Origin of the sequence: Halorhodospira sp. 9628, from assembly GCF_022228075.1 — a bacterium.
In the GTDB taxonomy this organism is placed as follows: domain Bacteria; phylum Pseudomonadota; class Gammaproteobacteria; order Nitrococcales; family Halorhodospiraceae; genus Halorhodospira; species Halorhodospira halophila_A.
On record NZ_JAJNRF010000005.1, the window covers coordinates 95,553 to 108,552 of the forward strand.

The following is a 13,000-nucleotide window of genomic DNA, read 5'->3' on the forward strand; positions in this document are numbered from 1 at the left end:
AGCACGAATCCGCTGGTGAGCGATAAGAAAAAACGCCGCAAGGGCCGGAAGAAGAAACCGCCGACCCAGATCTATCACCCCGCGTACTGGCCGACCTGGCTGGGACTCGGTCTGCTGCGCCTGCTGGCGCTGCTGCCCATCCCGCTGATCGGCCGGCTCGGGGACGGGCTGGGCATGCTGCTCTGGGCGGTCGTGCCGAGCCGGCGTCACATCGTGCGCACCAATCTGGGCCTGGCCTTCCCAGAGCTGGGCACACGGGGACGGCGCCGCCTGGAACGCGGCCACTTCCGCTCGGCCGCCCGCGGCATGCTGGAGGGCGCACTGGCCTGGTGGGCACCCATCAACCGCCTGGCGCCCTACTACACCATCGATGGCCTGGAGCACCTAGAAGCGGCCCGGGAGCACGGTCGCGGGGTTATCCTGCTGGGGCCGCACTACACCAGCGTAGAGATGTGCGGGAAGATCATCGGTGCCCACGTGGCAGATTTCTACCCGGTCTACAAGCCGGCCAAGGACCGCGCCTTCAACGCCGCCATGGTGCGCGCGCGCCGCACCGGCGTGGTCGATGTGCTGCCCAATACCGACATGCGTCGCATCCTGCGCGTGCTGCGTGAAGGCAACGTCGTCTTCTACGCCCCGGACCAGGACTTCGGCCGCCAGGGTTCGGTCTTCGCGCCGTTCATGGGCGTCGAGACCAGCACCCTAACCATGACCGCGCGCCTGGCGCGGAGCACCGGCGCCCGGGTGGTGCCGCTGCACTGCCGGCGCCTAGCCGGCAACCGCTGGCACGTCTTCCTGGAGCCGGCGCTGGAGCCGTTCCCGACGGGCGACGACGTCGCTGACGCCACGCGGATCAATTCGGTCATCGAGGCTCAGGTGCGCGACGCCCCGGAGCAGTACCTGTGGCTGCACCGCCGTTTCAAGACGCGCCCCGACCCGGACGCCCCCAACCCGTACGCCCGCGCCGGGCGCAGGGACTAGTCGGCCAGGGGCACGGAACGACGGATGGAGGGGTGGCCGGTGAAACCGGCCCAGAGATCGCGGAAGCACTCCCCGTTGACCGGGTGCCGGGCCTCGGGGGCCAGCTCGGCCAGGGGGCGGAGGACAAAATCGAAGCGGAGGATCTCATCCCGGGGCAGGGTCACCGGATCGCCCTCGAGGACTGCATCCCCCCACAGCAGCAGATCCAGATCCAAGGTCCGCGCGGAGAACTTCTCGCCGGCCCGATGCCGGCCGTGGGCATCCTCCAACTCGCGCAGGGTATCCAGGACGTTCTCCAGCGGCTCCTCGGCCCGGAAGCTCGCCACCAGATTGTAGAAGTCCTCGCCCTCGAAACCCACCGCTGCGGTCTCGTAGACGGTGGAGAACACCATGTCCGGCCAGCGCGTGCGCAGCTCCGCCATGGCGGAGCGGATGTTGCGGTCGCGGTCGATGTTACTGCCGATGCTCAGATACGCCTGTCTCAAATCCGCTCGCCTCGCTCGATGGTCACGCCCACATCGTCCGCGCCGCGCAGCGCGCCGGGCTTGCTCACCGAAAGCCGCAGCCACGCCATGCCGAATTCGTCGCGAACGATCTTCGCCACTTCCTCGGCCAGCGTCTCCACGAGCAGGAACTCACTCTCCCCGACGAACCCAATGATCCGCTTGCCGATGGCCTTGTAGTCGAGGGCGTCGTCGATGGAGTCGGTCGCTGCAGCCCGGGCGATATCGGCGGACATCTCTAGGTCGATGCGCACCCGCTGGTGGATGCGCCGCTCCCACTCAAAGATGCCGATAACGGTCTCGACCTGCAGGCCGCGAATGAAGACGGTATCCATGGCCGCCCAGTCTCCGTCCGCAGCTGGCAAGTTGCAAGCCGGCCCGCCGGGGCGCTCCCAGCAACAACCCGCAGCAGGCAGTTCCGGCTAGAAGCCACCCGGCGACGATGGTACGCTTCCGGCCATTTCCGACACCCGGCTGGCAGAAGCGCATGAACCTCCATCCCAAGAGCCTTTACAACTCCGTCGTCCATGAGCGGCACAAGGCGCGCCAGGCGCTCGGCATCCTGCTGCTGATCGTCATCGTCGTCGTCAGCGCCCCCACCGTAGGCTGGCTGTACACCCTCGGCGCGATCATCGCCGGTGCCGGCATCCTCTTCCGCCTGTGGGCGGCCGGCTACCTGAGCAAGGACAAGGAACTGGCCCAGGACGGCCCCTACGCCCTGGTCCGCCACCCGCTGTACGTGGGCAACTTTCTGATCATCGGCGGCTTCCTCATGGCTGGCCAGGTCCTGTGGCTGGTTCCGGTCGCCCTCGCCTTCGCCATCCTCTACTACCCGCCGGCGATCCAGAAGGAAGACGCCAAGCTGCGCAAGAAATTCCCCGAGCAGTGGGAGCCGTGGCATGCCAAGACCTCGGCGCTGATCCCCAATCTCAACCCGGATCGCCCGCTGAACGTCACCAGCTGGTCGTTCCGCCAGAGCCTCCAGCCCAACGGCGAGCCGATCATCGCCACGCTGCTGACCATCGGTCTGATCATCATGGGGCTGCGTCTCGGCTGACGCCCCGCAGCCATGGCCGAGCCCCCCGCCGACGCGACGCCCCCGCTCACCGAAGAGCGCATCGCCGCCCTGCTGCGCAGCGGCGGCGATGCGCCTCGGGGGACCACCGCCAATCAGAGTCAGGTCCATATCTTCGCGGACCACGACCCGCCGCTGGTGATCAAGACACCTCGACCCGGGCTGGCGTATGCGGCCAGCCGCTGGGCGATCCGCCGCGAATACCGCATCTACCAGCGCCTGGCGGGCGTACCCGGCATCGCCCACTGCTACGGCCTGTACGCAGGTGCGTGGCTGGTCCTGGCGTACCAGCCGGGGTGGAAGATCCGCTTTCCCTACGTGCGCACACCGGATGCTGCCACCCCACACCCCGCGGTGGTCGGCCTGCGCCGGACCATCGCCGGCATGCACGCGCGCGGCGTGGCCCACGCCGATCTCAAGCGCCACGACAACATCATCCTCACCCCAGAGCACGAGGCGGTGGTGATCGACTTCGGCACCGCCCTGCTGCGCGACCCGGATCGCCGCGGCGGGCCGCTGTGGCGCTGGGCGGCGCAGCAGGACTGGAACGCCTGGGCCCGCTACGGATGGGGCAAGGATCCGGCCCGCATGCCCCCCGCCGTCGCCCGGCTGCAGCGACGAACGGTCATCGAGCGCGTGGCCAAGGGGCTGCGCCAGCTGGGCCGCCTGGGCCGCCTGGGCCGCTGAGACTGGACACCGCCCCGCCCCGGCGCCGAAACTGCGGGCATGGATGCCCTACCCGATTCCCTGCACGAGCTCGCCGAGCGCCACCTGGCCACCCTGCACGAGGCCGGGGCGGTGCCCGACGACGAACGCATCACCGCCAGCCTGCCCCGGGTCGTCGCCGCCAGCGACTTCGTCGCCCAGGCCGTCGCCGAACGGCAGCCGGAGCTGCTCCACGACCTGGCCGAAAGCGGCGACCTATTCACCGCTTACGGCGAGAGCGGACACCGGCAGCGCCTGCGCCCATGCCTCGACGCCGCCACCGAAGAGGCCGAGCTCTACCGCGCCCTGCGTCGCTTCCGGCGCCGCGAGATGGTGCGCATCGCCTACCGCAGCCTGGCCGGCTGGACCGGACTGGAAGAGACCCTGGAGGAGACCAGCGACCTGGCCGAGGCGTGCATCGATCTGACCCTTGGCTGGCTCCACCGCGCCCTGTCCGAGCGCTGGGGCTCCCCGCGCAGCCCCGACGGCGATCCCCAGCACCTGGTGGTGCTGGGCATGGGCAAGCTCGGCGGACGCGAGCTGAACTTCTCCTCGGACATCGATCTGATCTTCGCCTTCCCCGAGACTGGGGAGACCGACGGCAACCGGCCACGCAGCAACGACGAGTTCTTCGTCAAGCTCGGCCGACAGCTCATCGGCGCGCTCAGCGAGATCACTCCCGACGGCCAGCCCTACCGCGTCGACATGCGCCTGCGCCCCAACGGCGACGCCGGCCCCCTGGCCCTGCCTTTCTCCGCCGTCGAGACCTACTACGAAAGCCAGGGGCGGGAGTGGGAGCGCTACGCCATGATCAAGGCGCGCTGCGTCGGTGGGGATTACACCGCCGGCGACGAGCTGACCCGCAGCCTGCGCCCCTTCGTCTACCGCCGCTACCTGGACTACGGGGCCCTCGAGCAGATCCGCGAGATGAAGGCGATGATCGCCCGCGAGGTGCAGCGGCGCGGGACGGCACGCAATATCAAGACCGGCCTGGGCGGAATCCGCGAGGTGGAGTTCGTTACCCAGGCCTTCCAGCTGATCCGCGGCGGCCGCGATCCGGCGCTGCGCTCGCGGCGGCTGATGACCACCCTCGAGACCATCGCCGATCAGCAGCTGCTGCCCGAGCACGCGGTCGAGGAGCTGCGCGGCGGCTACCGGTTCCTGCGCCGGGTCGAAAACGCCGTGCAGATGCTCGCCGACGAGCAGAGCCACACCGTGCCCGAGGACCCCATCGGCCGTACCCGGGTGGCACTGGCCGCCGGTTACGACGACGCCGACACCTTCGAGGCGGAGCTCGAAACGACCCGGCGGCACATCCACGACCACTTCGACCAAGTCTTCGCCGCCCCGCAGGCCGAGGACGCCGAGGGCGACGAGGACCCCGCCGAGTTGCTGTGGAACGGCCACCTGGACCCCGACGAGGCCGCCGAACGGCTTCACGGTCTTGGCTTCCCCGAGCCCGGACACCTCGCCCGACGCCTTGAGCGCCTTCGCGAGGGCGCCGAGGTGCGCGCGCTGTCGGCCCGCGGCCGCCACCGCCTGGACCGGTTGATGCCCCTGGTGATCAACGCCTGCGTGCGCGCCCGCCGCCCGGATCTGGCCCTGGAGCGGATCCTCGACCTGATCGAGACGGTGGCCCGGCGCACCGCCTACCTGGCCCTGCTGGTCGAGCACCCCATGGCGCTCTCGCAGCTGGTCCAGCTCTGCGACGCCTCGGCGTGGGTGGCGCGCTTCCTGGCGGCACACCCGCTGCTGCTCGACGAACTCCTCGACCCCCGCACCCTCTACGAACCCCTCGGGCGCGAGGCCCTGGAAACGGATCTGGACAGCCGCCTGCGGCGCATCGCCGAGGATGACCTCGAGCAACAGATGGAGGCGCTGCGCCAGTTCAAACAGGCCAACCAACTCAAGGTGGCGGCCGCCGATGTCTCCGGCGCCGCACCGCTGATGGTGGTCAGCGACTACCTCACCCAGATCGCCGAGACCGCCTTGGAGCGAGCGGTATCCATCTGCCGCGCCCACCTGGTCCACCGCCACGGCCGGCCCATGTGCACCGATGACGGCAAGCGCCGCGAGGCCGGGTTCGCCGTGGCCGGCTACGGCAAGCTCGGCGGCCTGGAGCTGGGCTACGGATCCGATCTGGATCTGGTCTTCCTCCACGACAGCCGCGGCGAGGCGCAGCATACCGACGGCGAGCGGTCCATCGACAACCAGGTCTTTTTCGCCCGGTTGGCCCAGCGCGTGGTCCACGTCCTCAACACCGTCACCCCCGGGGGCATCGTCTACGAGGTCGACACCCGACTGCGCCCGTCGGGCAATGCCGGACTGATGAGCACCACCCTGGACGCCTTCCGCCAGTATCAGCACGAGGGTGCCTGGACGTGGGAGCACCAGGCCCTGGTGCGGGCCCGCGGCGTCGCCGGCGACCCCGGACCACGCGAGGCGTTCGAGCGGATCCGCGCCGAGGTGCTCTGCCAGGGACGCGACACAGCGGCGTTGCGCGAGGCCGTCGCCGGCATGCGCGAGCGCCAGCGCAAGGAGAAAGGCAGTCGCCGCGCCGGGCGCTTCGACCTCAAGAACGACCGCGGCGGGCTGACCGATATCGAGTTCATCGTCCAGTACGGCGTCCTCGACGCCGCCCACGACCACCCAGAGCTGACCCGCTACCCGGACAACATCCGCTTGCTGCGCGAGCTCGCCCGGGCCGGTCGGCTGGACGAGGCGGACGCCAACCGCCTGGCCGGCGCCTACCGCGCTTACCGGCGCCGCGTCCACCAGCTCGCCCTGCAGGATCAGGACGCCGCGGTCGACAGCGAGGAGCTCGCCGACGAGCGGGCGGCCGTAAGCGGAATCTGGGAGCGGATCATGGAGGGTTAAAGGCGCCTTCGCGCCGGCAGCGGGCGGCATCGGCCGGGCAAGTATGGCAAACTGCGGCGCTGCACCCAGGTCCCGATGACTACCGACGGAGATTCATTCCATGTCCTTCGCCGATCGCGACGGTTCCATCTGGCTCGATGGTGAGATGCTGCCCTGGCGCGAGGCCCGGGTCCACTGCCTGACCCACACCCTGCACTACGGCATGGGCGTCTTCGAGGGGCTGCGGGCCTACACCACCGATCAGGGGCCGGCGATCTTCCGCCTGCACGAGCACACCCGGCGGCTTTTCAACTCCGCCAAGATCCTCGGCATGGAGATCGCCCACACGCCCGAGACGATCAACCAGGCATGCATCGACGCGGTCCGCCGCAACGGCCTGAGCAGCGCCTACATCCGGCCCATGTCGTTCTACGGCTCCGAGGGCATGGGGCTGCACGCCGACGGCCTGCGGACCCACACCATGGTGGCGGCCTGGCACTGGGGCGCCTACCTCGGCGACGAGAGCCGGGAGCGGGGCATCCGCGTGCAGACCAGCTCCTTCACCCGCCACCACGTGAACATCGCCATGTGCCGGGCCAAGGCCAACGGCAACTACATGAACTCGATGCTCGCCGTGCAGGAGGCCGCCCGGGCCGGGTGCGACGAGGCGCTGCTGCTCGACGTGGACGGCTTCGTCTGCGAGGGCTCCGGCGAGAACTTCTTCATGGTCCGCGACGGCGTGCTCCACACCCCGGCGCTCACCTCGGCGCTTGAGGGCATCACCCGGGACACCATCCTGCGCCTGGCCGCCGAGGAGGGCATCGAGGTGCGCGAGCGGCGGATCACCCGCGACGAGGTCTACATCGCCGACGAGGCCTTCTTCACCGGTACCGCTGCCGAGGTCACGCCGATCCGCGAGCTCGACGGCCGCACCATCGGCCCCGGGCACCGCGGACCGATCACCGAGCGGCTGCAGTCGCGCTACTTCGCGGCGGTGGAGGGACGCGACCCGGCACACACCGACTGGCTCACCTTCGTCTGAGCCTGGCAGCGGTCACCGCCATGCCGGAACAGCCGCACTTTGTCTGGCACCAGACCCGCATCCGCCCCGAGGACCGCGCCGCGGCCCTCGGGCAACGGCCCGTGGCGGTCTGGCTGACCGGCCTCTCCGGCTCCGGCAAGTCGACCCTGGCCAACGCCCTGGAGCACGCCCTGCATGAGCGGGGGCGCCACAGCTTCCTGCTCGACGGCGACAACATCCGTCACGGGCTCAATCGGGACCTGGACCTCTCCGCCGCCGGGCGGCAGGAGAACATCCGCCGCATCGGCGAGGTCACCCGCTTGCTGCTCGATGCCGGCCTGATCGTGATCACCGCCTTCATATCGCCTTATCGCGAGGACCGCGCCCGGGTGCGCGAGGCCATCGGCGCCGAACGCTTCCTGGAGGTCCACGTCCGCGCCCCGCTGGCCACCTGCGAGCAGCGCGACCCCAAGGGCCTCTACGCCCGCGCGCGGCGCGGCGAGCTCCAGGGGATGACCGGCATCGACGACCCCTACGAGGCGCCGGACGACCCGGACCTGATCATCGACACCGACCGGGACAGCGTCGAGACCGCCACCGCACACCTCCTGCAGGCCCTCCAGCAGCGCGGGGCGATCTAGCGCCATGGGCTGGGAGGCGTACCTGACGGCCGCCGTCGTCGTCGCCCTGCTGACCACCCTAATCACAACGCGCCTGGCTCCGGACATGGCCTTCCTCGGGGCGGTGACCGTGCTCCTGGTCAGCAGCGTGATCGGGCCCAGGGAGGCCTTCGAGGGCCTCTCCAACCCCGGCGTGCTCACCGTGGCCGCGCTCTACGTGGTGGTGGCCGGCATCCGCGAGACCGGCGGGGTCCAGTGGGTCAGCACCCGCCTGCTGGGTCGCCCGCGCTCCCTGCTCGATGCCCAGCGCCGGCTGACCCTGCCGGTGGCCGGCTTCTCGGCGTTCCTCAACAACACCCCGGTGGTGGCCATGCTCATCCCGGCGGTGGGGGATTGGGCACGCAAGCACAACCTCGCCGAGTCGAAACTCCTCCTGCCGCTGTCCTACGCCGCCATGCTCGGCGGCACCTGCACGCTCATCGGCACCAGCACCAACCTGGTGGTCAACGGCGCGCTGGAGCAACGCACCGGCGAGGGGCTGATGCTCTTCGAACTCGCTTGGGTCGGCATCCCGGTGCTGATCGTCGGGCTGGCCTTTATGTTCGCCACCAGCCGCTGGCTGCTCCCGGATCGCCGACCGGCGGCGGAGACCCTCGAAGATCCGCGCGAGTACACGGTCGAGATGATCGTCGAGCCCAGCGGGCCGCTGGTCGGCCGGACCATCGAACGGGCCGGGTTGCGCCATCTGCCCGGCTGCTACCTGATGGAGATCGACCGCGGCGGCGAGATCCTGCCCGCGGTCTCGCCCCGGGAGAAGCTGCGCGCCGGCGACCGCCTGGTCTTCGTCGGCGTGGTGGACTCGGTGGTGGAGCTGCAGAAGATACGCGGCCTCCAACCGGCCACGGATCAGGTCTTCAAGCTCGACGGCCGCCGCTCCGACCGCCGGCTCGTCGAGGTGGTGGTCTCCGAGACCTGCCCGGTGGCCAACCGGACGGTCCGTGACGGCCGCTTCCGAACCCGCTACGACGCCGTGGTCATTGCCGTCGCCCGCAATGGCGAGCGGGTCGACGGCAAGATCGGTGACATCGTCCTGCGCCCCGGCGACACCCTCCTGATCGAGGCCGGCGAGGGGTTCGTCGAGCGCCAGCGCAACGCCCGCGACTTTCTGCTCGTCCGCGGCATCGAGGGCTCCGCCGTGCCGCGCCACGACCGGGCTTGGCTGGCGCTGGGGATCCTCGGCGTGATGCTCGGGGTCGTCGGCGTCGGATGGCTAAGCATGCTGGAGGGGGCACTGGCTGCCGGCGCCGCGCTGCTGGCCACCCGCTGCATGACGCTCAACGCCGCGCGGCAATCGGTGGACTGGTCCGTGATCCTGACCATCGCCGCCGCTTTCGGCATCGGCGCGGCGATGGACCAGACCGGGCTGGCCGCCGTCATTGCCGGGGGCCTCCTGCAGCTTGCCGGCGAGGTGCCCTGGCTCAACTTGGCAGTTGTCTACCTGGTCACCGTGCTCTTCACCTCCGTGATCACCAACAACGCGGCGGCCGTTCTGATGGTCCCCATCGCCGCGTCCGTCGCCGCGGATCTGAGTGTCAGCGTGGTCCCCTTTGCCGTGGCGATCATGCTAGCCGCCTCGGCGAGCTTCGCCACCCCCATGGGCTACCAGACCAACCTGATGGTTTACGGCCCCGGCGGCTACCACTTTACCGACTACCTGCGCGCCGGCCTGCCGCTGAACCTGGTCACCGGCGCCGTAGCGCTGGCCGTGATCCCGTGGGTGTGGCCCTTCTGAGCCGACCTCACGCCGGCCGCCCTGTCCCAACGCCCGCCGCTCGCTGGTCATATACTGGCCCTATGACCACTCGCAAGATCGGCACCGCTTCGGCCCCTTTGCCGGCGGGCCCCGGTGATGCGGCCCTGCTCAGCGCTTTCAACGACATCCTGGTGCCCGCAGCGGACTGGTTCCAGCCGGACCTGGTGCAGGTCTCGGCCGGCTTCGACGCACACCAGTTCGACCTGGCCCTCAACGCCACCTTCGCCGGCTTCGGCGCCCCGACCGGTGTGGTACAAGGGATCGCCGACCGGCACTGCGAGGGCCGACTGGCCTTTGTGCTGGAGGGGGGCTACCACCTGGAAGCCCTCGCCGGCGGCGTCCGGACCGTCCTGGAGGTGCTCGCCGGCGCCCCGCCCCCGATCCCCAGGGAGTGCGGCCTGCAGGAGGTCTCCGAGGCGGCGGCGTTCCATCTGCCGGGCTTCGCGCAGGACTGAATCCGCTCCTGCGCACCGGGTAATTGGCGGGACTCAGAATAGGCTCAATGAGGCCGTGGCTTTCAGCCACGGAATTCAGCCCCCTTGGAGACCCGCATACTGGGCGGTTTACAGCGGTGCCTTGCGAGCGGTCCCGCATACGACACTCTTCCGGGCTGCCCGGGGGATCGCCCACCACTTGACCCCTCGCCCGCCAGAGGCGCGTTAGCGCCCAGACCGACGCGTGGTTGCCGAGTAAAAGAGCAATGTCCCTTCCAGTGCGAGCAGGCAATCCCAAGGGTTAGTGGTAAGATCCCCGGAGTACCCCGCACCCTGGTTTGGGCCTCCAGCCATATCCGGGGCAAACTGACCTGGCAATTGGTCTGTCTGGGCATCCGGGACGCTAGCTCCAAGCAGGGCCGCATCCAGCGCTGTGTCGTGGACTCGCTTGTGCAGGCAATCCACGACCATCTGCCCAAAGCCGAAGAGGTAGCTACCGCTTCCCTCATTGCCGCCCGTCTCGAGCAACGGCGGAAAACGGCGCCAGTCAGCGGTCAGCGTGTAGCACGCATCCAACCACTGCACGAGCTCTTCGGGAAGCTCTGCACGGCAGAGACGCAGTAGCTCCAGCTTGCGATCGTCGCCGGGCTTTTCTGAAAACCCGTACCGCTTCAATAAGGCACGGACGTCCTGAATAGATTGGCGGAAGAATTCCAGGCGGGCGTCCTCGGTTGCCTCGATCGTTTCCAGGATCTTCCGCGCTCCCGACTCCGCCGACCCGGGGTAGAAGCCCGAACGGGCGCCCCAGGGGGCGAGCAGCGGCGTCGGCCGATATTCCTCCAGAAAGAACCGCTTCAGTTCCTCCGCATCCAGCCGGCTCTCCAGGACGAACTGCTCGTTCTGCCAGCAGCCGCGGGCCTCCGGATCCGCCTGCTCGACGACCAGGCGCAGAATGCCCAGGGCCTTGAGGTAACTCGCCAGAGGGACCGGCGTGCAGCCGGAGAGGACAAGGCTATGCTCCCTCGAGACAGAGATCCCGTCATAACCCGAAGACGGTTCGTTGACACTCCGTGAGGTACTTGCCTCCGTTGTGCTCGCGCGGGGTACAGCGGCCAGGTATTTTGCCGTTTGTTCGAGCTCGATCATGGCTTCCAGACGGCGCCGCGGAGACAGCCGCATGCTCCGCCGGATCTGGGCGCGGCGGGCGCCTTCAAAGGTGGCGGACTCCCAGGGATCTTTCGTATTCCTAGTCATCACCCGGCTCCTGGCGACGCTCCTCGATGATCCATTGCAAGTGCTGGATGTCATCGCGATCCCGGTCCCGATCAGCGATGCGCTTCATAGCGATCAGTGTTTCCGGGGTGACGGCGCGGATCTCGACACCCGACTCGATGGTGTAACGATCAGCCCGCTGGTACTCGTCCTCGAAGGAGAACGGTTCCGTAACGAATACATCGATGGTGGTTTCAGGGTGGGTATCGCTAAAGAGCGAGAACACCTGCATGTGTTTGTTCTGGATCCAGTCGTCGCGCTGCACCGGGTCCGCAAAGCTTTCCATGGACACAGGCACCCTTGGTCGGTAACCGAGCCACGCCAGGGCCTTGGCCAGCGCCCGCGCAGCCGCAGCGACGTGGTCCAGATGGTCGGCCAGCGCGACCCCATCCTGGCGGTGGCGGCGGAAGTCCACGGTATCGAGCCACTCCGCCTGCAGGGTGGCGGAGACCCAGATGCTGCGCGACGGGCCGGTCGTGCCCAGATCGCGCCGGAATGCCTCCAGCTGCGCGGTGGTGGGCAGGGCCGGACCCATCAGCTGGACCTCGTCGAACACCCACAGGGCGTCGTTGTGCAGCAGGGCATGGTGGACCGGCCACTGGTAACGGCTCATGCCGTAGCCGCGCATCAGCGCGCGGGAGAGGAGCATGTCCTGGGTGCCCACCAGCACGGCGTCCTGCTCCGGATAGGCCGCCCAAGCCCCGCGGCGCAGATCCGCCTCACCGCCCATCAGCGCATGCACGGCCACCCGATCCGGTTCCCCGGCATCGCCGAGCACGCCCAGGCGGCTGAGCCAGTCCCGGATGTTTCGGGCGGTCTGCTCGACCCGCACCCAACCCCCTGTGGGATCCACATTACCACCCACCGTCACAGGGATTAAGAACGCTTGCCCAGCAACGCAGCGGCTGCGGCGCGCAGGTCGTCCTCGGCGACGCCGAGCTCCTGGATCTCCTCCTTGACCCGCTCCTCTTTCTCCTGCGGGTTCACCGGCGAGAGCAGCAGCCGGCCCTTGCGGGTCACCACCACCTCGAAGTAATCGACATCCGAGAACTGCCCGGCGATCTCCGGCGGCAGGCGCACCTCGTTCCACTCCGTCTTGCGTGCGAGCACGGTCATGACGGCCTCTCCTGTTTCTGACCTGATCCTGCATCAAAACTTGGCACACCGCGCGCCGGCCGGGAAGTCCCCTGAGCCGGGGCACACTTGCTGGGGACACCCTTTCTTCAGACAATATTTATCGTATTGTTGTCTGAGGAAAGGACCGAAGAGGTGCCAATCATGGCTACCCAAGCGCCGCAAGAAGCCGACCCGGACCGCCGTGTCCTGACCGAAGCCGTGACCAACGCCGCCGATCTCCTCGGTTTGTCCAACCGCCAGCTCGCCGAGGTGATTGGCGTGAGTGCGTCGACCGTCTCGCGGATGCAAAGGGGGGCCTACCACCTCCAGCCCGGCACCAAGGCGTGGGAGCTGAGCCTGCTGCTTGTCCGGGTGGCGAGGTCGCTCGGGGCGATTTGCGCTGGCGACGAGCGGGTCATGCGCCAGTGGATGCAACACCCCAATCACGATCTGGGTTGTGTACCGTCAACCAGGATTCAGCACGTGGACGGCCTCGTGGAAGTCGTCGACTATCTTGATGCCCACCGTGCCGTGCTTTGAACGCCATGCCTCCAACGCTGACACTCCACACCGAAGACCTTCTCCAAGAAGCCGCGCCCCGCAG

At 68.8% G+C, this 13,000-nt stretch carries 14 protein-coding genes; 9 read left to right on the forward strand and 5 right to left on the reverse strand.

The genetic code is table 11. The features are described from left to right. The first annotated feature begins 15 nt into the window (after nt 1–15). Nucleotides 16–981, forward strand: coding sequence for a lysophospholipid acyltransferase family protein (locus LRG10_RS06990; protein WP_238635018.1), 966 nt, complete (start codon nt 16–18; stop codon nt 979–981). Here the strand turns inward: LRG10_RS06990 and folK are convergent. Both folK and folB read right to left on the reverse strand, forming a co-directional pair. Further along, nucleotides 978–1,466, reverse strand: coding sequence for a 2-amino-4-hydroxy-6-hydroxymethyldihydropteridine diphosphokinase (gene folK / locus LRG10_RS06995; protein WP_201173417.1), 489 nt, complete (start codon nt 1,464–1,466; stop codon nt 978–980). The two genes, LRG10_RS06990 and folK, sit on opposite strands and share 4 nt — an antisense overlap. Beyond that, nucleotides 1,463–1,819 carry a dihydroneopterin aldolase gene (gene folB / locus LRG10_RS07000; RefSeq protein ID WP_238635019.1) on the reverse strand — a complete coding sequence of 119 codons (357 nt, stop codon included), beginning with the start codon at nt 1,817–1,819 and terminating at the stop codon, nt 1,463–1,465. Before folB ends, folK begins: the two co-directional genes overlap by 4 nt. Before the next feature lie 152 nt (nt 1,820–1,971). On the opposite strand from folB, the gene LRG10_RS07005 reads away from it, so the two are divergent. The 7 genes from LRG10_RS07005 (at nt 1,972) to LRG10_RS07035 (ending at nt 10,029) form a co-directional block, all read left to right on the forward strand. After that, nucleotides 1,972–2,541 carry an isoprenylcysteine carboxylmethyltransferase family protein gene (locus LRG10_RS07005; RefSeq protein ID WP_238635020.1) on the forward strand — a complete coding sequence of 190 codons (570 nt, stop codon included), beginning with the start codon at nt 1,972–1,974 and terminating at the stop codon, nt 2,539–2,541. A 12-nt stretch (nt 2,542–2,553) separates the two neighbouring features. Continuing rightward, nucleotides 2,554–3,246 (forward strand): hypothetical protein, encoded by a 693-nt coding sequence (locus LRG10_RS07010; RefSeq protein WP_201173429.1) that lies wholly within the window; start codon nt 2,554–2,556, stop codon nt 3,244–3,246. A 39-nt stretch (nt 3,247–3,285) separates the two neighbouring features. Beyond that, nucleotides 3,286–6,141, forward strand: coding sequence for a bifunctional [glutamate--ammonia ligase]-adenylyl-L-tyrosine phosphorylase/[glutamate--ammonia-ligase] adenylyltransferase (gene glnE, locus LRG10_RS07015; RefSeq protein ID WP_201173431.1), 2,856 nt, complete (start codon nt 3,286–3,288; stop codon nt 6,139–6,141). Between the two features lie 100 nt (nt 6,142–6,241). Next, complete coding sequence (locus LRG10_RS07020; RefSeq protein ID WP_201173433.1) at nt 6,242–7,162, forward strand: branched-chain amino acid transaminase; 921 nt, start codon at nt 6,242–6,244, stop codon at nt 7,160–7,162. Between the two features lie 20 nt (nt 7,163–7,182). Continuing rightward, the gene (gene cysC, locus LRG10_RS07025; protein ID WP_201173434.1) at nt 7,183–7,782 is read left to right on the forward strand and encodes an adenylyl-sulfate kinase; all 600 of its coding nucleotides are present in this window, start codon (nt 7,183–7,185) and stop codon (nt 7,780–7,782) included. Between the two features lie 4 nt (nt 7,783–7,786). Beyond that, the gene (locus tag LRG10_RS07030; protein WP_238635021.1) at nt 7,787–9,553 is read left to right on the forward strand and encodes an SLC13 family permease; all 1,767 of its coding nucleotides are present in this window, start codon (nt 7,787–7,789) and stop codon (nt 9,551–9,553) included. A 62-nt stretch (nt 9,554–9,615) separates the two neighbouring features. After that, nucleotides 9,616–10,029: a hypothetical protein gene (locus LRG10_RS07035; RefSeq protein WP_238635022.1), complete on the forward strand. Its 414-nt coding sequence runs from the start codon at nt 9,616–9,618 to the stop codon at nt 10,027–10,029. A gap of 204 nt (nt 10,030–10,233) precedes the next feature. On the opposite strand, the gene csx17 is transcribed toward LRG10_RS07035, so the two are convergent. The 3 genes from csx17 to LRG10_RS07050 are packed head-to-tail and all read right to left on the reverse strand — an operon-like array spanning nt 10,234 to nt 12,396. Beyond that, nucleotides 10,234–11,262 carry a type I-U CRISPR-associated protein Csx17 gene (gene csx17 / locus LRG10_RS07040; protein ID WP_238635023.1) on the reverse strand — a complete coding sequence of 343 codons (1,029 nt, stop codon included), beginning with the start codon at nt 11,260–11,262 and terminating at the stop codon, nt 10,234–10,236. Beyond that, nucleotides 11,255–12,133 carry a hypothetical protein gene (locus LRG10_RS07045; RefSeq protein WP_238635024.1) on the reverse strand — a complete coding sequence of 293 codons (879 nt, stop codon included), beginning with the start codon at nt 12,131–12,133 and terminating at the stop codon, nt 11,255–11,257. Before LRG10_RS07045 ends, csx17 begins: the two co-directional genes overlap by 8 nt. A gap of 23 nt (nt 12,134–12,156) precedes the next feature. Beyond that, nucleotides 12,157–12,396 carry a hypothetical protein gene (locus tag LRG10_RS07050; protein ID WP_201173441.1) on the reverse strand — a complete coding sequence of 80 codons (240 nt, stop codon included), beginning with the start codon at nt 12,394–12,396 and terminating at the stop codon, nt 12,157–12,159. Between the two features lie 162 nt (nt 12,397–12,558). Here LRG10_RS07050 and LRG10_RS07055 point away from each other — a divergent pair, with 162 nt between their 5' ends. Beyond that, nucleotides 12,559–12,936, forward strand: coding sequence for an antitoxin Xre-like helix-turn-helix domain-containing protein (locus tag LRG10_RS07055; RefSeq protein WP_201173443.1), 378 nt, complete (start codon nt 12,559–12,561; stop codon nt 12,934–12,936). The last annotated feature ends 64 nt before the right edge of the window (nt 12,937–13,000 follow it).